This window comes from Wenyingzhuangia marina, assembly GCF_900130035.1.
In the GTDB taxonomy this organism is placed as follows: Bacteria; Bacteroidota; Bacteroidia; order Flavobacteriales; family Flavobacteriaceae; genus Wenyingzhuangia; species Wenyingzhuangia marina.
In genome coordinates, this window is sequence record NZ_FQXQ01000001.1 from 847,116 (window position 1) to 872,296 (window position 25,181).

A 25,181-nucleotide genomic window follows, 5' to 3' on the forward strand; every position below is an offset into this window, starting at 1 on the left:
TCTTATTGAAAACTTTTTGCATCTTCTAAAAACTTAGCCAATCCACTATCAGTTAAAGGATGTCTTAATAATCCTTCAATTGCAGATAAAGGTCCAGTCATTACATCAGCACCAATTTTAGCACAATCTACAATATGCATAGTGTGTCTTACAGAAGCTGCTAAAATTTCAGTTTCAAAACCGTAGTTATCGTATACTTCTCTAATTTCACTAATTAAGTGTAAACCATCTGTAGAAATATCATCTAAACGACCAATAAATGGAGATACATAAGTAGCTCCTGCTTTTGCAGCTAATAATGCTTGACCTACAGAAAACACCAAAGTAACATTGGTTTTAATTCCTTTAGCGCTAAAATATCTACAAGCCTTAATTCCATCTTTAATCATTGGTAGTTTTACCACGATTTGAGGGTGTAAAGCAGCCAAAGCTTCTCCTTCTCTAACCATTCCGTCAAAGTCAGTAGAAATTACCTCTGCACTTACATCTCCATCTACAATTTCGCAAATAGCTTTATAGTGATTGATGATATTAGCTTCTCCTTTAATTCCTTCTTTAGCCATTAATGAAGGGTTGGTTGTAACACCGTCTAAAACCCCTAATGCTTGTGCTTCTTCAATTTGCTTTAAATCAGCAGTATCGATAAAAAATTTCATCTGTTTTAATTTTTTTGTTAAATGTATAAATTAAGTTTAATATCACTTAGTTAATTAATGCTTTTAATTCTTTTACAGTTTCAATAGGATCTTCTGCTCCAAAAACAAAACTACCTGCAACCAATACATCAGCACCCACTTCAATTAAATTGTTTGCATTTTTGTTAGTTACGCCACCATCAATTTCAATTTTAGTATCGCAACCTTTAAAAGTGATTAAGTTTTTTAGTTGTTGAACTTTAGTATAAGTATTTTCTATAAATGATTGTCCTCCAAAACCAGGATTTACACTCATAATACAAACCAAGTCTAATTCTTGAATAATATCTTCTAAAACAGAAATTGGTGTGTGTGGATTTAAAGCTACACCAGCTTGCATTCCTTCTGCCTTAATGGCTTGTATGGTTCTGTGTAAATGTGTACAAGCTTCGTAGTGAACAGTTAAAATATCAGCTCCAATTTCTTTAAATGTTTTAATGTATTGATCTGGATTTACAATCATTAAATGTACATCTAAAGGTTTGGTTGCATGTTTTTTAATGGCTTGTACTACTGGCATTCCAAAAGAAATGTTAGGTACAAAAACACCATCCATAATATCAATATGAAACCAATCTGCTTCACTACTGTTAATCATTTCTACATCACGTTGGATGTTTGCAAAATCGGCAGCTAATACCGATGGAGCTACTAATTTACTCATCTTTGTTTTTGTATGGTAGGTTAGACTAACCTAAGTAAGTCATTAAAATTTTACTTCTTGAAGTATGTTTTAATCTACGGATTGCTTTTTCTTTAATTTGACGTACACGTTCACGAGTTAAATCAAAAGTCTCTCCAATTTCTTCTAAAGTCATAGGTTGGTGTTCTCCCAAACCAAAGTATAAACGAACTACATCAGCTTCTCTAGGAGTTAATGTTTCTAAAGCACGTTCAATTTCTACTTTTAAAGATTCGTGTAATAAAGTTCTATCAGGGTTTGGAGACTCTCCAGAGTTTAATACATCATATAAGTTAGAATCTTCACCTTCAATTAATGGAGCATCCATAGATACGTGACGACCAGAGTTTTTCATAGACTCTTTTACATCATTTACAGTCATGTCTAATTTCTTAGCAATTTCTTCTGCAGATGGTGGGCGTTCGTTTTCTTGCTCTAAGAAAGCGTACATTTTATTGATTTTGTTAATAGAACCAATTTTGTTTAACGGTAAACGTACAATACGAGATTGTTCTGCCAAAGCTTGTAAAATAGATTGACGAATCCACCATACAGCATAAGAGATAAATTTAAAACCACGAGTTTCATCAAAACGTTTTGCCGCTTTAATCAATCCTAAGTTTCCTTCGTTAATTAAATCGGGTAAAGTCAATCCTTGGTTTTGGTACTGTTTTGCAACAGATACTACGAAACGTAAGTTTGCTTTGGTTAAACGCTCTAAAGCAGCCTGGTCTCCAGCTTTAATTCTTTGTGCTAATTCTACCTCCATGTCGGCAGTAATTAAGTCTACTTTTCCAATTTCTTGTAAGTATTTATCTAAAGAAGCTGTTTCACGATTGGTAACCTGCTTGGTGATTTTAAGTTGTCTCATTGAATTTTACTTGTTAAACTTTAATATGTCTTTCTAAATACGAACATATCTTGTTTTTTGTTACAAAAAGAACGTTGTTATTTTAAATTTATTTTTGATAATTTGTTATTTTGCTGATTATCAGTTGTTTTAGATGATTTCCATTTTTTTAAGTAGAAAAGAAGCATTCATGTTTTTGCAGATTCCGTTTTTTAATAAATAATCAAAAACCAATTCGTTATTTATTACTTCTGAATCAAAGTAATAATTCTGAATTTCTGAATGTGTATCGGCAATACTACATAAACTAATATCGTGTGTTGCAATCATTCCCGTAGCTTTTGAGTCTATTAATTTTTCAATAAATTGATGAGAACCATTGGCTTTGTCAACACTGTTTGTTCCTTTTAAAATTTCATCTAAAAGAATAAAATAAGGTTCATTTTTAATGGTCTCTATCACAAATTTTAGTCGTTTTATTTCTGCAAAAAAGTATGAAGTATTGTCTGTTAAAGAATCAGCAGTTCTCATGCTTGTAACTAATTTAATAGGCTTGTATTTCATGTTATCAGCACAGACTGGTAAACCTATATTGGCCATCATTATGTTTAAAGCCACGGTTCTTAAAAAAGTACTTTTTCCAGCCATATTAGATCCTGTTATAATAAAAAATGAATGTGTGTCTATTAAACAGTTATTAGGAATTCTTTTGTGTTTATGAATTAATGGATGTCCTAAATTAGTTGCTTTAATAACGGTTTTAGTGTCTGAGATTTCAGGAAAAATAAAATTGGAATGATTGAATTTAAAATTGGCTAAACTATTTTGTGCATCAAAAAAAGCAATAAGATCAAACCATTCTCTAGTGATGTTTTTATGTTCAGCAATCCACGTTTCAATTTTGTTAGCTTGTTTCATGTCTGATAAAAACAAACCATTTCTTACAAGGGCAACAATGATGTTGTTACGCTGATCTAAAGCATCTAAAATTTTGGCAAATGCTTTAAAAATATCCGAGGCTTTTTGGTTTTTTTGATATAGTTTTTTTTGCTCATTTTTTAGCAGATTAGAATGGAATTGTTCCTTTTCTATCAGCTCTAAAATTTTATAATATTGATGAAAAGTAGTAGTGGTTTCTGTAGCTTTTTTATGAATGATATTCACTTTTTTTACATAAAGCCCAGAAATGATTACTCCTAAAAAGAACCATGCAAATAGGTAGTTGACGTTGAATAAATTAAAGGATGAGCCTATAATAAGAATAAAAGTTATTGTAGAAAATAGGTTAGAAATCAGAACGGTTTTTTTAGAAAATAAAGATTTGTGTTTTTCTATCCATTCTAATATAATATCAACAGGAGTGGTTATTTCTATAAGTTTTGCTGTTGCAGAGAACAACTGCCTCCAATCTGATTTTTCTGAAAGTTCATGAATAGCTTCTTGTTTTTTTGGGATATCGTTAATATTATTATCTGTTAATATTTTTGACAAATTAAGTTTCCCTTTTTTAGTAGCTGTTCGGTTGATGAACTGAAAAAAAGAACCTTTTCCAAACAAATCAATGTCATGGCTGTAAAAATGTGTAGGGTTTATAAATTCTTCACCCGTATCTAAATGTAAATAGTTACCTTTTATAATCTCAATTTCTGTAGTGTTGATGTCTATTAATTTTTGTAATAACTTTTTTTTACGAGTAAGATTTAGATACTTGTTTAAAAAAAAGACAAATAAGATTACTCCAAGTAGAAAGGATGTTACAATGATGATGTTTTTGTGATTCCAAAATAAATAAATGGAAATAATTGTTGAACAAAAAATAATAAAACGAAGGGAACTTAACCAGTTTAACTGATATTGAGTTTTTTGTAATTGTTCTTGATGTTTTAATTTTTTTGTTTTGTAATATTCAATCATCTTTTTTCTTTTTCTAGAGATTAAAGTTAAACATAAAAGTGTTTTATAAGAGTGTTTAAAACATTAAAAAAATCCCTTTCAAAATGAATTGAAAGGGATTTAGTTTTATATAAAAAGAATTTAAAAACTATTCAGCTTTTTTCTCTTCTCTTGGTTTTCTATCGTCTCTACGATTGTCTCTACCTCTGTTGTCACGTCCACCACGATCGTTGTTTTCTCTAGGAGCTCTTTCTTTAAAACCTTCTGGCTTTGGTAGTAAAGCTTTTCTAGATACTTTTTCTTTACGGGTTTTAGGATCTTTTCCAAAGTATTTTACTTCAAAAACATCTCCCATATTTACCACATCAGAAACGTTTTCAGTACGTTCCCAAGCCAATTCACTTACGTGTAATAAAACTTCATTTCCTGGTGCTTGAGTATATTCTACTACTGCTCCAAAATCTAACATTTTAATTACTTTAACTTCGTAAGATCCTCCAACTTCAGGTTTGAATAACATAGAATCAATATTAGCTAATACTGCATCAATTCCTTCTTGGTTGGTTCCTAAAATTTCAACGATACCTTCAGTAGTCTTAGGGTCTTCGTTAATAACAATAGTACATCCTGTAGTTTTTTGTAACTCTTGAATGTTTTTACCACCAGGTCCAATTAAAGCACCAATGTAATCGTTAGGAATTACTCTAGTGATCATTTTAGGAGAGTGAGCTTTTACATCTGCATTAGGAGTTTCAATTACTTCTGTAATTTTTCCTAAGATATGTAAACGTCCTTCACGTGCTTGTTTTAAAGCATTTACTAAAATCTCATAAGACAATCCTTTTACTTTAATGTCCATCTGACAAGCAGTAATACCATCAGCAGTACCTGTTACTTTAAAGTCCATATCTCCTAAGTGATCTTCATCACCTAAAATATCAGACAATACAGCGTAACGATCACCATCAGAAATTAATCCCATAGCAATACCAGAAACTGGTTTTGTAATTTGTACTCCGGCATCCATTAAAGCCATAGTACCAGCACAAACTGTTGCCATAGAAGAAGAACCGTTAGATTCTAATACTTCTGATACAACTCTTACTGTATAAGGACATTCCGCTGGAATAATTCCTTTTAAAGCTCTTTGGGCCAAGTTTCCGTGTCCAACTTCTCTACGTGAAGTACCTCTTAAAGGTCTAGCTTCTCCAGTACAGAAAGGAGGGAAGTTATAGTGTAAATAGAATTTTTCTTCTCCTTCGTGAGTAGGAGAGTCAATAATATTAGCATCTCTAGAAGTTCCTAAAGTAACTGTCGCTAAGGCTTGAGTTTCTCCACGAGTAAAAATAGAAGAACCATGTGTTGATGGTAAATAATCTACTTCTCCCCAAATAGGTCTAATTTCAGTTGTCTTACGACCATCTAAACGTAAACCTTCAGCTAGTGTTAATTCACGAACCGCTTCTTTTTGAGATTTGTTAAAGTATTTTCCAACTAAGTCTCCATATTCTTCTAATTCTTCTTCGGTAAAAGCTGCTTTTACTTCTTCTTTAACTTGTTCAAAAGCATCAGTTCTTTCAACTTTAGAAGTTCCTTTAGAAGCAATAGCATAACATTTGTCGTATGTTAATTCTTTAATACGGGCGGCTAATTCTTCGTTTTCTTCTGCTTGAGCGTATTCACGAGTTTCTTTCTTTCCAAATGCTTCTGCTAATTTTACTTGAGCAGCACATTGTAATTTAATCGCTTCGTGAGCAAACTTAATAGCATCAGCCATTTCTTCTTCAGAAATCTCATCCATTTCACCTTCTACCATCATTACAGAATCAGCAGAAGCACCGATCATCATATCGATGTCAGACTCTGCTAATTGAGCTCTTGTTGGGTTGATTACGAATTCTCCGTTAATTCTACCTACACGAGCTTCTGAAATTGGAGTTTCAAAAGGGATGTCAGATAATTGAATAGCTGCAGATGCACCTAAACCAGCCAAAGCATCTGGCATTACTTCTGGGTCATGAGACATTAACTGAATCATTACCTGAGTTTCTGCATGATAATCTTTAGGGAATAATGGACGTAATACACGGTCAATTAGACGCATGGTTAATACTTCGTCATCACTTGGTCTAGCTTCTCTTTTAAAGAAACCTCCAGGATATTTTCCTGCTGCAGCAAATTTTTCTCTATAATCTACTGTTAGTGGTAAAAAGTCTACATCTGATTGTTTGTAGTTAGAAACTACCGTACATAGTAACATAGCTTTACCCATTTGCACCACAACGCTACCGTGAGCTTGTTTTGCTAATTTTCCAGTTTCGATAGAAACGGTTCTTCCGTCTCCTAATTCGATAACTTCTTTAAATACCTTAGGTATCATAAATAAAATGTTTTAAATGTTGGATTAAATAAGAAATTCCAACGGTTATTGTGTAACAAAAATGTTGTGTTGTTGTAGGGTTTTTTGTTAACAATGGACTCAGAATCTACGTTCTGACCTCTTATTTTATATAACATTGAAATGAATTCCAGCGAAGTCTCTAATGTAAAAAAAAAGAGGCGATTAAGCCTCTTTTTATATCTTGAATTATTTTCTTAATCCTAATTCTGCGATAATTGCACGGTAACGTAAAATATCTGTTTTTACTAAGTAGTCTAATAAAGCTCTACGTTTACCAACTAACTTTACTAATGAACGTTGAGTGTTGTAGTCTTTTTTGTTAGCTTTTAAGTGACCAGTTAAATGTGCAATTCTGTAAGTGAATAATGCAATTTGTCCTTCTGTAGAACCTGTGTCAGTTGCTGACTTTCCGTGTTTTGCGAAAATTTCCGCTTTTTTTTCTGCTGATAAATACATGCTAATATTTTTGTAAATGATTATTATGCGCAATTACCTCTTTGATAATTGGTCGGCAAATATACAAATTTTATTTAATAAAACACATTGCATTATTCTTCTTTATACTCTTTGTTTAATATCAGTTTTAAAGAGATAAATCCTATGAATCCAGCAATTAAGGATGATAATAGAATAATGAACTTAGCCTTATTAATAATGTCATCATTATCAAAAGCAAGAAGGGTAATAAAAATAGACATGGTAAATCCTATTCCACCTAAAAAGCCAACCCCTATAATTGATTTCCAGCTTAAATCATCTGGAAGTTTACAGAAACCTATGGATACAGCAATAAAAGTTAAAAGAAAAATTCCTAGTGGTTTACCTACAATTAGTCCTAAGGCGATACCAATACTGTAGTTTTGAGATAGAGTTTCTCCAATATCACTGTTTAATATAATAGCGGTATTGGCCAAAGCGAAAACAGGTAGGATAATAAAAGCTACGGGTTTATGTAAAAAGTGTTGTAGTTTGTATGAGGCTGAATTCTCTCCTCCATCTCTATATGGAATAGCAAAAGCTAGTAAAACTCCTGTAATAGTTGCGTGTACGCCAGAGTTAAGCATAAAATACCACATAGCAATTCCTCCTATGATATAGATGATTAGGTTTTTTATTCGTAATTTATTTAGAATCAATAGGGTTCCAAAAATTCCTAATGCAATAAGTAAATTTACCCAAAAAATAGTTTTGGTATAAAAGGTGGCGATAATTAATATGGCACCTAAATCATCGATTACAGCTAGAGCAGTTAAAAATATTTTTAAAGAGGTAGGTACTTTGTTTCCTAAAAGAGATAAAATTCCAAGAGCAAAAGCAATATCTGTAGCCATAGGAATTCCCGCTCCAGATTGGGTGTCTGTACCAATGTTAAAATACATGAAAATTCCAGCAGGGATAATAATTCCTCCTAAAGCAGCAAAAATGGGTAATAAAGCATCTTTAATGTTAGAAAGCTCACCATGATATATTTCTCTCTCTAATTCTAATCCAATTAGCAGGAAGAAAATAGTCATCAATCCATCGTTAATCCAATGTACGATGCTGTGACCAGCAAATTGGGTTTGCCAGAAAGCATTGTAGTCTATTCCTGAGCTTGAGTTGGCAATTGTTAAAGATAAAATGGTGCAGACAATTAGTATAAGTCCACTTGTTTTTTCACTGTTAAAAAATTCTTTGTAAAGTTTGGTTATTCTCATTTGATATTCCTTGGGGTACGTTTTTTTATTTTCGAATGGTTCAAAAGTACTAAAGCAAATACGAGAAAACTATTTAATTTACTGGTGTTTAGTAAAAATAGGTGTTACTACGGATAATAAAGTGGTGATATTACTAATAAAAATTATTTTAGAATGTTTTTGTGTAGAATTAATCCACTAGCGGGAGCAATTTCTTTAAGTACCAATTCATCATTCCAATCACTTAATGTTTTTTCAAGAGTTTTTAAATCCATTTTTCCACTTCCTAATAAAAAGAGACTTCCCATCATCATTCTAATTTGATAATGCATAAATCCAGGCCCTGTAACTTTATATATATAACTTTCTTTTGGGAAAAAATTAGCTGTGTATAAATTGTTCTTAATAATTTCTGAGCTAAAAACTTCTCGCTCAAAGATAGTTTTTTTGCTAGTTTTTTTGGTGTATTTTTTAAAGTTGTGTTTTCCTTCAAACAACTTGGCTCCTTGTTGCATTAAATCAATATCTAAAGTGTTTGTTTTTCCTACCATCATAGGAGCAGCAAAAGGATGATTTCTTTCTCCGTGAGAAAATAAATAATGATATTCTTTAAGTTTCACGGCTCCAATCATATCAAAAGAAGCATTTACTTGTTTTATATTAATGATATTTATATCTCTAGGTAGATTTTTATTTAGTTCATTTGTTAGCCATTTAGTATCATAAAATTCTTTAGTAGTTACGTGGCAATAAGCATCATTGGCAGAAACCATGGCATCGGTTCTGCTTCCTCCAAGGGTTTTAAAATTTTGATGATTAAAAATAAAACGCAAGGTTTTTTCTAAATACTCCTGAACTGTTTTTACGTCTGGTTGTTTTTGCCAACCATGGAATCTAAATCCTAAGTATTGTAGTTGAATTAAATAATAATAGTCATCTATATACTTCAATGTCTAGCTTTTAATATTTTTTGTTTTACAATGTCTTCAACAGGAACACCTTTGATGTTGGATTCTAACCACGATAAAATATCTAGGTATAAGAATGAACGTTTTTCATAAGGATGATCTTCGTAAACTTTTAGTTCTTCGTATAATTCTTTAAAAGCTTTTCTTAATTCATGTGGATATAAGTTGCTTAAGTTTCTTAAGAATTTAATCATCTTTCTTTGTACCTCATATAAGTTGTTCATTTTTAATAAGAACTTATAGGTAGATTTGATTAATTCCTCAATGTATTCATCATCTCCAGATTCGTAGTGAGCAACTAAGTTTAATACGCGTGTGTAACAAAGTAAGTCTTCACGCATTTTTAAATCTTTGTTCTTAATAATTTTGTTCAAATAGAAAATACAATGCTCGTAATCTCCTGCACCAAAATACATACAGGCTATTTTGTAATAAAATAACATGACATGATGCGCATCTATTTTTTTATCCGTTTTGTTTAATTCAATCAAAACATCTTTTACAAATTCAGTTCCTTTGTTAAAATCACCTGTTAAATAAAAGGAGTTGATTTTGTGTTGATATAAGTATAAAAAACAAAGGTTTTGCGTGTTTTCCGATGAGAATATTTTTTCCTCGTTGATCTCTTTGGTTAATTCGTCTAGAATTTCTTTAAACTTGTCTTTCTTTTGCAAGTAAAATAAAGATTCTAATAAGTAATTTACCGCCTTTAAATAAAATACAGGATGCAATTTTTTCATGTCGGGTAAATCATGAAAAAGTTGTACTAGTTTTTGAGAGTTTCTATAACACGATAAAAAATCTTGGGTAATAAATCCTTGCCATAAATTGGCTTGATACAAATACATTTTACTAGTAAACCCTAGATCGGAAAATTTATATTTAGGAATTCTATCTGCATAATATTGTTCTACGGTTTGAGTGTCTTTGTCATTTCTAGCATATCCATGCTTTAAAAACCAGCTATATAGTTGTAAAGAAAGGTTAGATAATTTACTAGTGACCATATTTTTTTGATTGATGTTTTTTGCTTCAATCGCCAAAGTATCTGCACGGTCACTCATACTACGAGTAATGTATTGAGACTCGATTACTTTTTCTAGTTCAATAATTTCATAGGCTAAATTGTATTGTTCTTTTACAACAGCCACGCTTTTAGTTTTGTCTAACAAACGTAAACTTTGTTTGTATAAACCTTTGGTGTATAAAATAGTTGCAAAATCTATTTGTTCTCTAATTTGTGTAATGCTATTCTGGTGAATAGGGCTTAATCTTAAACTAATTAAAATTTGTCTGTATAAATGTGCTTTGGTGTTAGATATCTGTTGTTTTTTTATTCCAGTTCGGGCTAGAATTAATTTTTCATCATAAACATTTAGTTTGTCCATTAGAACAAATAGTGCCATAAAATTAGATTGGGTATTTCCTTCTAATCTACCAGCATATAACTTAAATTGTCTTTTTTCAGATTTGCTTAAGGATTTAATTAGCGAAAATAAAGGGTCTTTTTTTTTTTCTTTTTTCATGGTGGTGTTTACCGTGTTTAATACTTCAAAAATACAAAAATATTCAGATTTTTAATGTTGGGTGTCGTAAACTTATAAACGATATTCCCTTGTAATTGTTGAGGTTTGTGGTTTATTGCGTGTTTTGGCTAAGGGAAAGGTAATTTAATAAGGGTTTTGCCCGCTTTACTAGAACCTTATTTTTGTTTGCTTAAAGTAAAAAAGATAACTAAAATGGCTAAGGATCACGTACAGATTTTTGATACTACTCTTAGAGATGGGGAGCAAGTTCCAGGATGTAAACTAAACACAGAGCAAAAATTAATAATTGCAGAGCGTTTAGATTTATTAGGGGTAGATATCATTGAGGCAGGTTTTCCAGTTTCAAGTCCAGGAGACTTTAAATCTGTGGATGCGATTGCTAGATTGGTAAAAAATGCAACGGTCTGTGGATTGACTCGTTCTGTAGAAAATGATATCAAAGTTGCTGCAGAAGCTTTAAAACATGCCGTTAAACCAAGAATTCATACAGGTATTGGTACTTCTGATTCTCATATCAAATTCAAGTTCAATTCTAACAGAGATGCTATTATTGAAAGAGCAGTTGCAGCAGTTAAGTTTGCTAAAACTTTTGTAGAAGATGTTGAGTTTTATGCAGAAGATGCAGGACGTACTGATAATGAGTATTTAGCAAGAGTTTGCGAGGCAGTTATTAAAGCTGGAGCAACGGTGTTAAATATTCCAGATACTACTGGTTATTGTTTGCCACATGAATACGGAGCCAAAATTAAATATTTAAAAGAAAACGTTAAGGGAATTGAAAAGGCAGTATTGTCTTGTCACTGTCATAACGATTTAGGTTTGGCTACTGCAAATTCAATTGAAGGTGCAATTAATGGAGCTCGTCAAATAGAGTGTACTATTAATGGTATTGGAGAAAGAGCAGGAAATACATCATTAGAGGAAGTGGTGATGATTATGAAACAACATCCAGATTTAAATTTAGATACAGGTGTAAATACAAAATTATTATACAGTACTTCTCAAATGGTACAAGAACATATGGGAATGTTTGTGCAAGCAAACAAAGCTGTGGTAGGTTCTAATGCTTTTGCTCACTCATCAGGTATTCACCAAGATGGAGTGATTAAGAATAGAGAAACATATGAAATTATGGATCCTGCAGATGTTGGTGTTACAGAATCTGCTATTGTGTTAACAGCGCGTAGTGGTAGAGCTGCTTTGGCATACAGAGCTAAAAATGTTGGTTACGAATTAACTAAGTTAGAACTTGATGCTGTATATCCTAAGTTTTTAGATTATGCAGATACTAAAAAAGAAGTAGTTGATGAAGATATCCATATTTTAATGGAGCAAAATCAAATAAAATTAAACTAATTGTTTGTTAGTGATGTAAAAAGGTCTCATTTTTGAGACCTTTTTTTGTGGGCTTATAAATCCATAAAAAGTCATTTATTCCTACTATCTTTGTAACATAAAATTTGAACTATATGTTTTTATTTATTGGAGGACCAGAAGTTTTTATCATTTTACTACTTGTAGTGATGCTTTTTGGCGCAGATAAAATTCCTGAAATAGCTAGAGGATTGGCTAAAGGAATCAATCAGGTTAAGAGTGCTACTAATGATATTAAAAGAGAAATTAATACTTCAGCAGCTAAAAACGGATTGGATTTAGATGTAACCAAAGATGTAAAAGATGCAGTAGATGATGTAAAATCTAGTATTGATGACTTTACAGGGCCTATAAAACGAATGAAATAATGAGTTTTATAGACGCTATTATTCATGCTGATGAACAATTACTGATATACCTAAATAATTTTGGTAGTGAGCCTTATGATGTTTTCTGGTTGCAAATTACTAAACCATTAAATTGGTTACCTCTTTTTCTTTTTTGGCTTTTTTTATTAATTAAAAAATTCACTTGGAAACAAGGGATGTTTTTGTTCTTGTTTATTTGCATTATGGCTGGTTTGTCTGATGTTTTGGTAAATATTATCAAACATTCTTTTCAAAGACCAAGACCTTGTTGGCAAGTGGGAGTGATGGAACAAATTAGAAGTTTAAAATGTTCTAAAAGTTATAGCTTCGTGTCTGGACATGCAACAACTTCTATGGCTGTAACTACCTTTATTTATTTGCTGTTTAAAGATAAATTTAAATGGACTGTTCTATTTTACATTTATCCATTATTGTTTGCTTATAGTAGAATATACATGGGGAAACATTATCCTGCTGATATTTTATGTGGATATACTTTAGGGGTTATAGAAGCTATTTTATATTTAAAACTAGCCAAATATTTAATGAATAAATGGTTTGATAAAAACCTATTATAATAAAAAAGGGAAGCTAAAAGCTTCCCTTTTTGTTTTGTTATAAGTTATTGACTACTAATGTGGTTTATAAATATTTAGACCATCTAGCGTAGTTAAGATGTATTATTTTTTAGGAAAATAATTAATCTTAGTTTCAACAGTGGCAAACTGACGGAACATCTCCATCACACCACAATAAGTATCTACAGATAAAGTTACTGCCTTTTCTATTTTTTTCTCATTTAAGTTATCACCATAAAAGTTAAAGTTTACCCACACTTTATGGTAAAATTTAGGGTGTTCTTCTGTCAATTCAGCTTCTACATCAATATCAAAAGTATCTACTTCAATACGCATTTTTTTTATCAAAGAAGCAATGTCAATTCCTGAACAACCTGCTAAAGCTGATAACATTAGTGCTTTAGGCCTTAATCCCTTTCCTTGTCCACCTACTTCTTCAGAACCATCAATAGGAACCATTCCTCCAGGTCCTTCAGATTCAAAATGTACGCCTTCTTTCCAGTTTAAAGATATTTTTTGTGTTGCCATGTTTCCGTATTTTTATATAATCAAAAATAAGCAAAGTAATTCAATTCATCATTTACTTTACAACTCGTATATTTACTTTATGAATCAACCTTTAGCAGAACGAATTCGTCCTAAAACATTAGAAGATTATATCAGTCAGCAACACCTTGTTGGAAAAACTGGTGTGTTGACCAATCATATTAATAAGGGAATGATCCCTTCTTTAATTTTGTGGGGACCTCCGGGTATTGGTAAAACTACCTTGGCGAATATTATTGCGGAAACTTCTAAACGACCATTTTTTACTTTAAGTGCTATTAATGCTGGAGTAAAAGATGTAAGAGAGGTAATTGATAAAGCCAAGCAAAGTGGAGGTTTGTTTACTACCAAAAATCCTATTTTGTTTATTGATGAGATTCATAGATTTAGCAAATCTCAGCAAGATTCTTTGTTGGGAGCGGTAGAAAAAGGTTGGGTAACGTTGATTGGAGCTACTACAGAAAATCCAAGTTTTGAAGTAATTCCGGCTTTATTGTCTCGATGTCAGGTTTATATTTTAAATCCTTTTGATAAAGGAGATATGGAAGCGTTGTTGCAACGCGCTATGAAAGAAGATGATATTATTGCTAAGAAAAAAGTAGTATTAAAAGAAATTGATGCTTTGTTACAAGTTTCTAGTGGTGATGCTAGGAAATTGTTGAATGTTTTTGAATTGATTGTAGCTTCGGAAGAAGAAGGAGTTGTGATTACCAATGATTTGGTTTTAGAAAAAGTTCAACGAAATGTGGTGAGATACGATAAAACTGGTGAACAACATTATGATATTATTTCAGCTTTTATAAAATCTATTAGAGGATCTGATCCTAATGGAGCCGTGTATTGGTTAGCAAGAATGGTTGAGGGTGGAGAGGATGTAAAGTTTATTGCTCGTAGAATGTTAATTTCAGCATCAGAAGATATTGGAAATGCCAATCCAACAGCTTTAATCATGGCTACTAATACTTTTCAGGCAGTCACAACTATTGGATATCCTGAAGCTAGAATTCTGTTGAGTCAGTGTGCTATTTATTTGGCTAACTCAGCCAAAAGCAACACAAGTTACGAAGCCATTAATAAAGCCATTCAGGTGGTAAAACAAACGGGAGATTTATCCGTTCCTTTGCATTTAAGAAATGCTCCTACAAAATTAATGAAGGATTTAAATTATGGAAAGGAATATAAATATGCGCATGCTTATCCTGGGAATTTTATAGAGCAAGAATTTTTACCAGATGAAATTTCAGGAATGTCTTTTTATGAGCCTGGAGTGAATGCTCGTGAGAATGAGTTTAGAAAAGTAATGAAAGATAGGTGGGGAGATAAATATGAAAAAAAGTAGGTGATGGAAACTAGTATAAAAGTTACGTACTTAACCTCTAGTCATTGTGTCAATGATGATAGAATTTATTATCATATTAAAGAAACTTTAGAGCAGAAAGGATGTCAAGTGAGCATTTGCTCTTCTTACGGAGTTCCTGAACATAAAATAGAGAACGGATATACTGTTGATGGGGTCAAACTATCAAAAAAAGATAAAATTAATTGGTTTTATCAACAATTACTTTTGTTAAAACCAGAAGTAATTATTTGTGCGGAACCTTTGCCTATTTTAGCTACTAAAAAATATAAGAAAATACATTCTTGTAAAATTATTTATGATGTAACGGAATGGTATCCATCAAAAAAGAATCTAATAAACCTCTCCTTTGTAAACAAAGTCAGAAGGGGGATGGTTTTGTTTGTTTTTAATTTATATGCAACTTATTTTGTAGATGGTTTTACTATTGGAGAATATTATAAAAAACGATTATATGATTTTTTTTATCCCTTAAAACCAAAAGAAATCATTTCCTATTACCCTAAGAAAAAATATGTGACTTTAGAACCTAGAGAGCTAACAAAAGGAATTTTTAAGTTAGGTTACTCGGGTAGGTTTAGTCAAGAGAAAGGATTAGAAAGGGTTTTTAAAGTAGTAGATTATATAAGAATAAAGAATCCTTCAGTAAAAATTATATTGGTACTTGTTGGAAAGACTTACGATAAAAAAGATGATTTTTTTTTTAAGGATTTACAAGAAAAATATTCTGAGTTATCAATAGAAATATACGATATGGTTCCTTTTGAAAATTTTAGCACGGCTATTTCTGTTTTTGATGTAGCTTTAGATTTAAGAGATAATGATTTTGAAAACACTAGGTGTTTACCCATAAAAGTTTTTCATTACAATGCATGTGGAATACCAGTGGTTTATAGCAATTTAAAAGCGATTACTAAAGGCTATGTTCAGTCAGATTTTTGTATGTTATTATCTCCTGATGATATAGAAGGAATAAGTGTTCATCTTCAAAAGTTTATCAATCATTCAGAATTTTACAAACAGGTTTCAAAAGATGCGGTAAAAGAAATTGAAGAAGGCTATTTGTGGGAACATATAGAAGAAAAAATATTTGATTTTATCAAAAAGTAAATGTGTGAAAATAAGTAAAAACATATTTCAAACTTTAGTGGTTAGAGGAGGAGTTGCTGTAATGAATATGGCAATTGTTTTTTTAACATTAAATGTTTTAGGAGCTGATGGAAGAGGGAAAATAAGTCTTTTTTTAACGGATATTATGCTAATTTCAATGGTTACAAGTGTGTTGTCAAACAGTACAGTTTCTTATCATGTTCCTAAAACCAATATAAAACCTATAGTTAGAACAGGTCTATTGTGGGTTTTATTTGTTTCACTGGTATTAGGTGTTATATTAAGTTTTTTGCATAACGAGTATTTACAAAGACATTTGTTTCCTATATCAATGCTTTTAGGATTGATTACAATGAACCAAATGATTTTAATTGGGAAAGAAAAAATAAAAGAATATAATATTGTTTTTGTTTTAGATCCTCTGTTTAGATTGTTGGTGCTTGTAATTGGCTTTTATGCTTTCAAAATAGAATCATTAACTGTGTTTTTAATTGCTCTTTACGTTGCATTGGGGTTTAGCTTAATGATGTCTACTGTGTTTGTTTTTAAAATTATTTATTCCGATAAAAGAGAGATTGAAATAAAATCTAAAGAAATTTTTAAATATGGGATAGGGACAGAATTAAGTTCTTTTATTCAATTCTTTAATTATAGGTTACTCTTTTATGTTGTTTTTTATCAATTAGGATCTGTAGAACTTGGATGGTTTTCGGTAGCGGTTTCTGTTACAGAATCACTTTGGATTATATCGAGAAGTATTACAGTAAATCAGTATTCAAAAATTTTAAATACATCAGATAAATTAAAGCAAAGAATTATTACTAATAAAAGTGCAGGTCTATCATTTATATTAACCTTAGTAGCTGTTTTGTTGTTGATAGTTGTGCCAAAAGAATTTTTAAGTTTCATTATTAAAAAAGACCTTTCTAACATACAAGAAATTATATGGATTCTTTGTCCTGGTGTTTTAATGATTGCTGTATCTAATGTTTGGGGACATTATTTTTCAGGGAGAGGGAAATATCAAATAAATAATCTAAAATCTCTAATTGGTTTTATTTTGATGATTTCAGCTGCTTATTTTTTAACACCTTTATATGGAATATTAGGTGTTGTTTCAGCAATGCTTTTAGGTTATTTAGGGTCTTCTCTTACTTTACTTGGGTTTTACTTAGCAGATAAAAATAAGTAATTAAAACTTCCTAGCATATAAATAATACGTTTCTAACTCACTTCCAAAACTTTTAAAGAAAGAAGCAATTCCGGGATGCATGGAACCTTCAAAATCTAAAATGTAATTAGTGTTTGCGTACGATTGTATCATAGAATCTAAAATAGCAGTATTTCCTTGTACTTTATTTCCTTGTTGATTGTTGGCTGAAAAAACATAATAAATTCGCTTCTCATCTTTAAAAAATAAGGATCCAGAAATCAGATCTTGATTATCGTTATAAACTCCAAGTGTAATTGGGTTTAATTTTTTTTCTGATGTGAGTTTTTCAAGTTTTAAATAATCAGTTAAGTTGATGTTTAATTCTTCTTTATAGTTTTCCTTAAAGAGTGTAATAATATTTTTGATTGGGATGTTTTGTTCTATTTGAAATTCAAATTTTATGAATTTTTTTAACCTGTCTTTTCTGTCTTTTCTGTAGTTTTTATGAAGGTTTTCATAAGGCCTATCTAAGTTTAAAATAAAATTATTTTTAAGTGAAAATAGTTCAGAATTACACTTACTATTCAATTGAATAGTAGTTTTTAAAAACTTTTTTGGGATGGCTTTTATAAAAATATCTACTAAAGTTGAGTCAAAATTATGGATTGAAAAAACACCTAACTGTTGCGTCCAACAAGGAGGGTAAATGTATTTTATAAAATATTTACTTCTCCATGGTAATGGCATTACAGCTTTGTAATCATCTAAAATAAGTGCATCCCAATTGTCTGCTACAATATCTAGATAATAACTTAATGCGTAAATTCTTGAGTTTACAGCGTTTTGGATACAAGCATCGTATTTGTCAATGTTTATGTATTTCCTTTGGAGGTAACAAATCATGAATCTTTCACACATTTTAAAACATCTTCATAAAAATTTTCCCAATATTTCCACTCATCAAAATTAGATAAACAGTCGTTGTGAAAAATAGAGATTAAAGTTCCGTTGACTTGTTTCACCATGTTTGCAACGTGATTTATTCTCATCAAAGCTTGTTTAGGACTTAGTTGCATTTCAAAACGTAAAACAGTATCGTTAAAAGCATATGGAAAAACTTTTAGAGGTGTCTGAATTTCAAAATCTAAATCATAAAAATAAAAAGGAGTGCAGGTACTAGCTTTAAACCCCATGTGTTTTGGATAACCCATGGTGTAATCTTCCTGAATATCTAAATCAATTAATTTATGATAAGTATCGGGTAATTTATTTCTTCCATGATGTTGTCTAGATAGCTTTGTTGGAGTGTTGATGATTTTTTCTAATCGTCCAGTTTCTTTAATCAAACTATCTTCATCTTCCATGGTGAAATAAGAACTTAGTAACCCTACTTTTGCATGATCTGCGATAGATTTTATAAGCAAGTGATATTTTCTTTTGGTATATGCAATGTTGTTGTCGTAAGTGGTGTAGTTGCTTAAAAGGAAAAAGAAAATGGTTTTTACTTTATACTTTTTTTGTAGATAGATAATTTTATCAAAAGTATCATAAGGATCATTTTTAATGGTTAGCAACGTGGCAATTCTTACCCAAATAGCATACAGCTTAAAAGTAAATAAATCATATACTCCGCTAACAATAGTTCTAATAATTCCTTTTCCTTTAAATAAGAAGGTTTGATTAACACTAAAGGTAGAAATATATTCGTATTTGTTGGGTTTGTGTTCATATTCAGGATATTCTTCTTTTAAAGCTTTTAATAATTTGTAAGCCCAAACATCAATAATAGGCTTGTCTAAAAAATTATGTTTAAAAGCAATACTTTCTTCGGCAGGAAAGCAGTCTGTTTCGTCTAAAACAACTGGTAAATATTCTTCGTATCGACTTAATAAATAAAAGCTTGCCGCAAAAATATCAAACGGGAGACTAGATTTTTTTCCGGTGCTAAAAAAACAAGGAGTACTGTCCCATTGAGATACGTTGATTTCAATATCATTAATTCCTTGTTCAAACAATAAACCATGACTTTGAATAAAAAATTCACCTCCCAAAGGAGATTTTCCATAGCTCATTTTTAAATTATCATGAGCCACAAACTCTTCAATTTTAGAAGTAAATTTTATGGGGATATTAAGAATACGCACAAAAATATGCTTAAAAATATAGCTTACTCTTGGAGTTGTTTTTTGTGTGTATATTAATAATTCTTCTGTCATAATATTATAGAATTCCCTCGTCTGCAAAGCTAAAATAAGCTTTTTGAGTGACTATTAAATGATCTAGAACTTTTATATCTAAGGTAGTAGCTGCATTTTTAATTTTAGAGGTTAGCTGTTTGTCTGCTACACTAGGCTCAAGTTTTCCTGAAGGATGGTTGTGTCCCAAAATCATAGCGGTTGATAATAGTTCTAGACTCTTTTTAAAAACAATTCTTATATCAACTAAAGTCCCTGTAACTCCTCCTTTGCTAATCATTTGTTTTTCTATCACTTTATTATTGTTATTAAGATGTAAAACCCAAAATTCTTCATGATGAATGTCTCCAATAATAGGTTGAAAAATCTCATAAGCATCTTTGCTACAGGTAATTTTAGGAACAGATAAAGCTTGTGCTAAACGTCTTCTTTTTCCGAGTTCTAATGCTGTAACAATGCTAATCGCTTTTGCTTCTCCAATTCCATTAAAAGATTGTAGTTCGTTTAAACTTGCTTTTGCTAGTTGGTTTAAATTGTTGCTAAAGTGATTTAAAATTTGTTTAGATAATTCTACAGCAGACGCATTTCTGTTTCCAGATCCAATTAAAATGGCAATTAATTCTGCATCAGATAGGGAGTTAACGCCTTTTAAAATTAATTTTTCTCGAGGTCTATCTTCTTCATTCCATTCCTTAATTGTTAAAGATTTAGTACTGTTTTTCATAGCTTTACATTTATTAACAGATGCTAACTAAATATAATATATTTGTAGAGAACTAAACTAAAACTATGAGAATCATTATTGCTGGTGCAGGAGAGATCGGATACCATTTGGCAAAGCTATTGTCTATGGAGTCTCATGATATATATGTGATTGATCAGAATTCGCAAAGATTAAATCATTTAAACACACATATTGATGTTTTTACCAAAAAAGGAGATGCTGCTTCTATTGCTGTTCTAAAGGAGGTAGGAATTAGCGAGGCTGATTTATTGGTAGCAGTTACGGAATCTCAAAATACCAATTTAACCATTGCGGGAATTGGAAAAACGTTGGGAGTTAAAAAAACCATTGCAAGAATTTCTAATACAGAATATTTAAAAACCAAAGAAATTAATTTTTCGGATGTTGGAATTGATTATATGATTTCTCCCGAAGAATTAGCTGCTAAAGAGATTGAGGTTTTAATTAAAGAAACTTCTTTTAATGATAAGTTTGAATTTGAAAAAGGAGAATTAAGTGTTTTAGGAGCAAAACTAACTTCAGAATCTGCTATTGTAGGATTAACCGTACAAGAAATTAATTTAAAATATCCTTTTGATTTTGTGGTGATTGCCGTGAAAAGAGAACATTCCTCTAATATTATTATACCAAAAGGAGACACTTCTTTTGAAGCAAATGATCAAGTTTATTTTTCGGTTCCTAGAGAGAGTTTAGATAAAATTCACATATTGGTAGATACTCAAAAGATAGGGATTAAAGATGTTATGATTCTTGGAGGAGGCCGTATTGGTCAAAAAATGGCACGTAGACTTTGTCATAAAAATTTGCGTGTAAAAGTTATTGAGCAAGACAGAGAAAAATGTTTTGAGTTATCTGATGATTTAAAAAACACTTTAGTTATTAACGGTGATGGTAGAGATATTGAATTGCTTGAAGAAGAATCATTAAATAATATGGATGCTTTTATAGCGGTTACAGGAAATTCTGAAACCAATATTATGACAAGTTTGGTAGCCAAATCAAGAGGAGTAAAAAAAACTATTGCTTTGGTAGCAAATATGAATTATATGGATATTTCTCAAACCATTGGAGTAGATACTTTAATCAATAAAAAAATATTGGCTGCGAGTGTTATTTTTAGACATGTTCGTAAAGGTAGAGTTTTAGCTTTGGCAAATTTACACAACGTTGAAGCTGAGGTATTAGAGTTTTTTGTTAGAAGAAATACTAAAATTACAGAACATAAAATCAAAGATTTAAACTTACCAGAAAATATGGTTCTTGGAGGTGTGGTTAGAGGAGGAAAAGCTTTAATGACGTTCGGAGATTTTACCATTCAACCAGGAGATAAAGCTTTGGTGTTTTGTTTACCAGATGCCATTCCGCAAGTAGAAAAGTTTTTTAACAATTAAGCTATGAGAGGATTAAATTATAAAATCATTCTAAGTTTTTTGGGATTAACCTCTATGATGAATGGTTTTTTTATGTTGCTCTCAGAACCTTTTAGTTGGTATTACCATGAGGAGGCTAGTTATGGAATTTTATCAGCAGGAGTCATTACCATTTTATTTGGACTTGTTTTGTGGTTTTTTAACAGAAATGCAAACAAAGACATTCAGAAAAGAGAAGGATATTTAATTGTTACTCTGGGTTGGTTAATGTTAACTTTAACTGGAACGTTGCCTTATTTAATGACGGGAACTATTACTTCTTTTCCCAATGCTGTTTTTGAAACCATTTCAGGTTATTCAACCACAGGAGCTTCCATTTTAACCGATATAGAAAGTGTTTCTAAAGGAGTGTTGTTTTGGAGAAGTGCAACGCATTGGATTGGGGGAATGGGAATTATTGTACTTACCGTGGCAATTTTACCTTTGTTAGGAATTGGTGGAATGCAGCTTTTTGTAGCCGAAGCACCAGGGCCTTCTACTGATAAATTACATCCTAGAATTACTCAAACAGCCAAACGTTTGTGGTTGATTTATTTTAGTTTAACCATTTCAGAATTTTTACTGCTAAAAATAGCAGGAATGAGTTGGTTTGATGCGATCAATCACGCCATGGCAACGTTAAGCACAGGTGGTTTTTCTACCAAAAATGATAGTATTGCTTATTGGAATGATAATCCTTTTATTCAATACATCATTATTGGATTTATGTTTGTGTCTGGAGCAAATTTTGTATTGAGTTATTATGCTCTAAAAGGAAAGACTTTAAAGATTTTTAAGAATGAAGAATTCAGATATTATTTTGTGTTAACTATATTGGTAACAATTACTATTACTGGTTTAATCGTGTTTTTTCAAGATCCAACATTGGTTACAAGTGTTCATCATCCTATGGTTTTAGGAAAAGTAGAGAGTGCTTTTAGGCATGCTGCTTTTCAGGTGGTAAGTGTCTTAACTACTACAGGTTTTGTTACAGCAGATTATACTATGTGGAGTTCTTTGGCTACTGCCTTGATTTTTTCTCTATTTTTTATTGGTGGTTCAGCAGGTTCTACAAGTGGTGGAGTAAAAGTGGTTAGACATGTAATTATGATTAAAAACTCCATTTTAGAATTAAAAAAGCAATTACATCCAAAGGCCATTATTTCTGTAAGATATAATGGAAGTAGGGTTTCAAGAGTAATTATATTCAATATATTATCATTCTTTGTTATTTATATGCTGATTTTTATTCTGAGTACGATTGTATTAACCCTTTTTGGATTAGATTTTAATTCTGCCATAGGGGCTGCAGCATCTTGTTTGGGGAATATTGGTCCAGGTTTGGGGAAACTAGGTCCTGTAAATAATTATGCACATCTTTCGGATATGGCTAAATTGTTTTGTTCTTTTTTAATGTTAATAGGACGTTTAGAACTATTTACGGTACTAATTGTACTAACTCCTTATTTTTGGAAGAGTAATTAGAGAATTAAATAAATGGAGCATTTTTTTACTTGTCCCTATTGTTGAGAAAATATTAGTATGGTTTTAGAGTTTTCTGTAAGCGAGACTTATATTCAAGATTGTGAAGTCTGTTGCAATCCAATAGAAATAAAAACAGCATGGATGGTGAAGAACTTTTGGTGTTTGAAGCAAATCCTATTGGTCAATAAAACAAAAAAGCTCAACAGTTTGTTGGGCTTTTTTTGAGGGATTTTAATATTTAGGGTTGAATTTTGAGTTGCCTATAATTCAATAACATAAGAAGTCTTAGCTTTTATAGAAAAAGAAGTTTCTAAATTTATTTTCTGATTAGAAATAAAATCCACTCCGCTAGAATATCCTGATAAAATTTCTTTAAATCTATTACAATTTACTGTTTGTGTTTGGTTACTATTATTAATGACTACCATTACTTTTTTAGTATCATCATATCTAAAATATGTGTAGACATTGTTAATTGGTAAAAAATGTTTGGTTTTACCTGTGTGAATTACAGGAGTATTTTTTCTCCATTGCAAAAGTTTTTTGGTAAAGTTGTGATATTCATTTTGTTTAGGAGTTCTTCCGTTTTGTAAAAAAGCATTCTGAGAATCGTTTTTCCATCCACCCGGAAAATCTCTTCTAATATCACCATCTCCATGTTTGTTTTTGTCTCCTCGCATTCCAATTTCATCACCATAGTACAATTGTGGAATTCCTCTAATGGTTGATATTAGTGTAATGGCTAATTTATATTTGTTTACATCTCCATCTAAAATTTCATTAATTCTATTGGTGTCATGGTTGGCAGCAAATACTAGAATATTGTCGATGTTTGGATAAAGAAAATCATTTGCAAAATTCTCGTAGGCTCTCATCATTCCAGTGTTCCAATCTTGATTATCTTCGTTAAACATTTGAGTTATGGCATTGTGGAGCGTAAAATCCATCACACTTGGTAAGTAAGAATTGTAGTTTTTTATTTTTCCTATTTTACTGTCTTTTTGCCAAAAAGAAATTTGCGCTTGACTTTGCATCCATACTTCTCCAACAATATTAAAATTTGGATATTCACCCATAATGGTTTTGGTCCATTTGGCAATTCCGTCTTTGTCATTATAAGAATAAGTATCTACTCTTAATCCGTCTAAATTGGCATATTCAATCCACCAAATAGCATTCTGAATTAAATAATTTAAAACCAAAGGATTTTGTTGATTGATGTCAGGCATAGAAGAATCAAACCATCCATCCATACATTCTTTGCTGTCAATGTTAGATGCGTTTGTGTCAAACTGAGAGGTCATTCTATAATTACTTCTTTTAAATCCTTTGTCTCCATCAGCCCAAACATGAATCCAATCTGGTGTAGGTAAATCTTGAATCATCCAATGTTTGCTAGACCAGTGATTGGTTACATAGTCCATCACAAGTTTCATGTCTTTTTTATGTAATTCTTTAGATAAGGATAGGTACTCTTTATTGGTGCCAAATCTTGGATCAATTTTATACAAATCACTTTGTGCATAGGTATGATAAGTAGTTACCGGCTCGTTGTCTTCTAAAAGGGGAGTGCTCCAAAGGGTTGTAATTCCTAAATCTTTTAAATAATCTACATGATTTATAATTCCTTGAATATCTCCTCCATGACGTCCATCTTTATTTTTTCTATCTGCTTTTTCAGTTACAGATTTCATGGAATCATTGTCTGGATTTCCATTCGAAAACCTATCAGGCATAATTAAGTAGATCGCATCAGAACTATCAAATCCTTTTCTTTGACTAGAATTTATTCGTCTAGTCTTGATTTCAAAATTATAATGCTGAACAACTTTTTTATTTTTCTTAAATGTAATAGGGTAGGTTCCTGAAGTTAGGTTTTGGGTTTCTAGGGTTACAAATAAATAGTTTGGGTTTTGAGTTTTAGTGACCTCTAAAATTTCAATGTTTTTTGCGGATACAGAAAGATTAGCAATATTTTTACCATGTACCATAATCTGTACTTGGTGGTATTTCATTCCCTCCCACCAAAAACTAGGTTCAAGATGTTGAATTTGTGCATTAGCACCTAAATAACAAAAGAGAAAGGCAAATAGATAGAGCTGTTTTTTCATTTTTCTTAGAATAAAAGAGGTTGTTAAAAGTTACAAAA

At 31.2% G+C, this 25,181-nt stretch carries 22 protein-coding genes and 1 pseudogene; 9 read left to right on the forward strand and 14 right to left on the reverse strand.

From position 1 onward, the window contains the following. Positions 1–2: 2 nt before the first annotated feature. The 9 genes from fsa to BUB70_RS03635 form a co-directional block, all read right to left on the reverse strand. Positions 3–656: a fructose-6-phosphate aldolase gene (fsa, locus tag BUB70_RS03595; RefSeq protein ID WP_073118327.1), complete on the reverse strand. Its 654-nt coding sequence runs from the start codon at positions 654–656 to the stop codon at positions 3–5. A gap of 46 nt (positions 657–702) precedes the next feature. Continuing rightward, complete coding sequence (gene rpe / locus BUB70_RS03600) at positions 703–1,359, reverse strand: ribulose-phosphate 3-epimerase (protein WP_073118329.1); 657 nt, start codon at positions 1,357–1,359, stop codon at positions 703–705. Between the two features lie 25 nt (positions 1,360–1,384). Next, positions 1,385–2,248, reverse strand: coding sequence for a sigma-70 family RNA polymerase sigma factor (locus tag BUB70_RS03605; RefSeq protein ID WP_068827853.1), 864 nt, complete (start codon positions 2,246–2,248; stop codon positions 1,385–1,387). 129 nt (positions 2,249–2,377) lie between these two features. Continuing rightward, positions 2,378–4,141: a MutS-related protein gene (locus BUB70_RS03610; protein WP_073118331.1), complete on the reverse strand. Its 1,764-nt coding sequence runs from the start codon at positions 4,139–4,141 to the stop codon at positions 2,378–2,380. A 127-nt stretch (positions 4,142–4,268) separates the two neighbouring features. Further along, positions 4,269–6,500, reverse strand: a complete 2,232-nt coding sequence (locus tag BUB70_RS03615; RefSeq protein WP_073118333.1) for a polyribonucleotide nucleotidyltransferase — start codon at positions 6,498–6,500, stop codon at positions 4,269–4,271. 207 nt (positions 6,501–6,707) lie between these two features. Beyond that, positions 6,708–6,977: a 30S ribosomal protein S15 gene (rpsO, locus tag BUB70_RS03620; RefSeq protein ID WP_073118335.1), complete on the reverse strand. Its 270-nt coding sequence runs from the start codon at positions 6,975–6,977 to the stop codon at positions 6,708–6,710. A 92-nt stretch (positions 6,978–7,069) separates the two neighbouring features. Then, the gene (gene nhaA / locus BUB70_RS03625; protein WP_073118337.1) at positions 7,070–8,218 is read right to left on the reverse strand and encodes a Na+/H+ antiporter NhaA; all 1,149 of its coding nucleotides are present in this window, start codon (positions 8,216–8,218) and stop codon (positions 7,070–7,072) included. 143 nt (positions 8,219–8,361) lie between these two features. After that, the gene (locus tag BUB70_RS03630) at positions 8,362–9,147 is read right to left on the reverse strand and encodes a tRNA pseudouridine synthase A (protein ID WP_073118339.1); all 786 of its coding nucleotides are present in this window, start codon (positions 9,145–9,147) and stop codon (positions 8,362–8,364) included. Further along, positions 9,144–10,691: a hypothetical protein gene (locus BUB70_RS03635; protein WP_073118341.1), complete on the reverse strand. Its 1,548-nt coding sequence runs from the start codon at positions 10,689–10,691 to the stop codon at positions 9,144–9,146. Before BUB70_RS03635 ends, BUB70_RS03630 begins: the two co-directional genes overlap by 4 nt. A 213-nt stretch (positions 10,692–10,904) precedes the next feature. On the opposite strand from BUB70_RS03635, the gene BUB70_RS03640 reads away from it, so the two are divergent. The 3 genes from BUB70_RS03640 (at position 10,905) to BUB70_RS03650 (ending at position 13,032) form a co-directional block, all read left to right on the forward strand. After that, on the forward strand, positions 10,905–12,068 hold the full coding sequence (locus tag BUB70_RS03640) for a 2-isopropylmalate synthase (protein ID WP_073118343.1): 1,164 nt from the start codon (positions 10,905–10,907) through the stop codon (positions 12,066–12,068). Positions 12,069–12,181: 113 nt separating this feature from the next. Continuing rightward, positions 12,182–12,454 carry a Sec-independent protein translocase subunit TatA/TatB gene (locus BUB70_RS03645; RefSeq protein ID WP_073118345.1) on the forward strand — a complete coding sequence of 91 codons (273 nt, stop codon included), beginning with the start codon at positions 12,182–12,184 and terminating at the stop codon, positions 12,452–12,454. Next, the gene (locus BUB70_RS03650; RefSeq protein ID WP_073118347.1) at positions 12,454–13,032 is read left to right on the forward strand and encodes a phosphatase PAP2 family protein; all 579 of its coding nucleotides are present in this window, start codon (positions 12,454–12,456) and stop codon (positions 13,030–13,032) included. Before BUB70_RS03645 ends, BUB70_RS03650 begins: the two co-directional genes overlap by 1 nt. Before the next feature lie 102 nt (positions 13,033–13,134). Here the strand turns inward: BUB70_RS03650 and BUB70_RS03655 are convergent, their stop codons facing one another. Next, the gene (locus BUB70_RS03655) at positions 13,135–13,560 is read right to left on the reverse strand and encodes an OsmC family protein (RefSeq protein ID WP_073118349.1); all 426 of its coding nucleotides are present in this window, start codon (positions 13,558–13,560) and stop codon (positions 13,135–13,137) included. Positions 13,561–13,639: 79 nt separating this feature from the next. On the opposite strand from BUB70_RS03655, the gene BUB70_RS03660 reads away from it, so the two are divergent. From BUB70_RS03660 to BUB70_RS03670, 3 genes are read left to right on the forward strand one after another with little or no spacing between them, the layout of a single operon-like run. Beyond that, complete coding sequence (locus BUB70_RS03660) at positions 13,640–14,917, forward strand: replication-associated recombination protein A (RefSeq protein WP_073118351.1); 1,278 nt, start codon at positions 13,640–13,642, stop codon at positions 14,915–14,917. A 3-nt stretch (positions 14,918–14,920) separates the two neighbouring features. Further along, on the forward strand, positions 14,921–16,045 hold the full coding sequence (locus tag BUB70_RS03665) for a glycosyltransferase (protein WP_073118353.1): 1,125 nt from the start codon (positions 14,921–14,923) through the stop codon (positions 16,043–16,045). Positions 16,046–16,049: 4 nt separating this feature from the next. Continuing rightward, entirely contained in the window at positions 16,050–17,237 is a 1,188-nt protein-coding gene (locus tag BUB70_RS03670) for a lipopolysaccharide biosynthesis protein (protein WP_143155234.1), read from the forward strand. Here the strand turns inward: BUB70_RS03670 and BUB70_RS03675 are convergent, their stop codons facing one another. The 3 genes from BUB70_RS03675 to radC are packed head-to-tail and all read right to left on the reverse strand — an operon-like array spanning position 17,238 to position 20,117. Beyond that, the gene (locus BUB70_RS03675; protein WP_073118357.1) at positions 17,238–18,101 is read right to left on the reverse strand and encodes a hypothetical protein; all 864 of its coding nucleotides are present in this window, start codon (positions 18,099–18,101) and stop codon (positions 17,238–17,240) included. Beyond that, on the reverse strand, positions 18,098–19,414 hold the full coding sequence (locus BUB70_RS03680; protein ID WP_073118360.1) for a polysaccharide deacetylase family protein: 1,317 nt from the start codon (positions 19,412–19,414) through the stop codon (positions 18,098–18,100). The genes BUB70_RS03675 and BUB70_RS03680 overlap by 4 nt, the downstream gene beginning before the upstream one ends. A gap of 4 nt (positions 19,415–19,418) precedes the next feature. After that, entirely contained in the window at positions 19,419–20,117 is a 699-nt protein-coding gene (gene radC, locus BUB70_RS03685; protein WP_073118365.1) for a RadC family protein, read from the reverse strand. Positions 20,118–20,182: 65 nt separating this feature from the next. Between radC and trkA the strand changes: the two genes are divergently transcribed. The 3 genes and pseudogenes from trkA to BUB70_RS14325 all read left to right on the forward strand — a co-directional run bounded on the left by trkA (position 20,183) and on the right by BUB70_RS14325 (position 23,220). Then, positions 20,183–21,529 carry a Trk system potassium transporter TrkA gene (gene trkA, locus BUB70_RS03690; protein ID WP_073118369.1) on the forward strand — a complete coding sequence of 449 codons (1,347 nt, stop codon included), beginning with the start codon at positions 20,183–20,185 and terminating at the stop codon, positions 21,527–21,529. A 3-nt stretch (positions 21,530–21,532) separates the two neighbouring features. Continuing rightward, entirely contained in the window at positions 21,533–23,032 is a 1,500-nt protein-coding gene (locus tag BUB70_RS03695) for a TrkH family potassium uptake protein (RefSeq protein ID WP_073118371.1), read from the forward strand. A gap of 51 nt (positions 23,033–23,083) precedes the next feature. Then, positions 23,084–23,220: pseudogene (locus tag BUB70_RS14325) on the forward strand (CPXCG motif-containing cysteine-rich protein). A gap of 72 nt (positions 23,221–23,292) precedes the next feature. Here BUB70_RS14325 and BUB70_RS03705 read toward each other — a convergent pair. Beyond that, a complete protein-coding gene (locus BUB70_RS03705) occupies positions 23,293–25,143 on the reverse strand; it encodes a glycoside hydrolase family 13 protein (protein WP_073118373.1) in 1,851 nt (616 codons plus the stop codon). Positions 25,144–25,181: the final 38 nt, after the last annotated feature.

Coding starts and splice junctions, on each gene's coding strand:
- fsa (WP_073118327.1), bottom strand. CDS start 656: ATGAAATTTTTTATCGATACTGCTGATTTAAAGCAAATTGAAGAAGCA.
- rpe (WP_073118329.1), bottom strand. CDS start 1,359: ATGAGTAAATTAGTAGCTCCATCGGTATTAGCTGCCGATTTTGCAAAC.
- BUB70_RS03605 (WP_068827853.1), bottom strand. CDS start 2,248: ATGAGACAACTTAAAATCACCAAGCAGGTTACCAATCGTGAAACAGCT.
- BUB70_RS03610 (WP_073118331.1), bottom strand. CDS start 4,141: ATGATTGAATATTACAAAACAAAAAAATTAAAACATCAAGAACAATTA.
- BUB70_RS03615 (WP_073118333.1), bottom strand. CDS start 6,500: ATGATACCTAAGGTATTTAAAGAAGTTATCGAATTAGGAGACGGAAGA.
- rpsO (WP_073118335.1), bottom strand. CDS start 6,977: ATGTATTTATCAGCAGAAAAAAAAGCGGAAATTTTCGCAAAACACGGA.
- nhaA (WP_073118337.1), bottom strand. CDS start 8,218: ATGAGAATAACCAAACTTTACAAAGAATTTTTTAACAGTGAAAAAACA.
- BUB70_RS03635 (WP_073118341.1), bottom strand. CDS start 10,691: ATGAAAAAAGAAAAAAAAAAAGACCCTTTATTTTCGCTAATTAAATCC.
- BUB70_RS03640 (WP_073118343.1), top strand. CDS start 10,905: ATGGCTAAGGATCACGTACAGATTTTTGATACTACTCTTAGAGATGGG.
- BUB70_RS03645 (WP_073118345.1), top strand. CDS start 12,182: ATGTTTTTATTTATTGGAGGACCAGAAGTTTTTATCATTTTACTACTT.
- BUB70_RS03650 (WP_073118347.1), top strand. CDS start 12,454: ATGAGTTTTATAGACGCTATTATTCATGCTGATGAACAATTACTGATA.
- BUB70_RS03655 (WP_073118349.1), bottom strand. CDS start 13,560: ATGGCAACACAAAAAATATCTTTAAACTGGAAAGAAGGCGTACATTTT.
- BUB70_RS03660 (WP_073118351.1), top strand. CDS start 13,640: ATGAATCAACCTTTAGCAGAACGAATTCGTCCTAAAACATTAGAAGAT.
- BUB70_RS03665 (WP_073118353.1), top strand. CDS start 14,921: ATGGAAACTAGTATAAAAGTTACGTACTTAACCTCTAGTCATTGTGTC.
- BUB70_RS03675 (WP_073118357.1), bottom strand. CDS start 18,101: ATGATTTGTTACCTCCAAAGGAAATACATAAACATTGACAAATACGAT.
- BUB70_RS03680 (WP_073118360.1), bottom strand. CDS start 19,414: ATGACAGAAGAATTATTAATATACACACAAAAAACAACTCCAAGAGTA.
- radC (WP_073118365.1), bottom strand. CDS start 20,117: ATGAAAAACAGTACTAAATCTTTAACAATTAAGGAATGGAATGAAGAA.
- trkA (WP_073118369.1), top strand. CDS start 20,183: ATGAGAATCATTATTGCTGGTGCAGGAGAGATCGGATACCATTTGGCA.
- BUB70_RS03695 (WP_073118371.1), top strand. CDS start 21,533: ATGAGAGGATTAAATTATAAAATCATTCTAAGTTTTTTGGGATTAACC.
- BUB70_RS03705 (WP_073118373.1), bottom strand. CDS start 25,143: ATGAAAAAACAGCTCTATCTATTTGCCTTTCTCTTTTGTTATTTAGGT.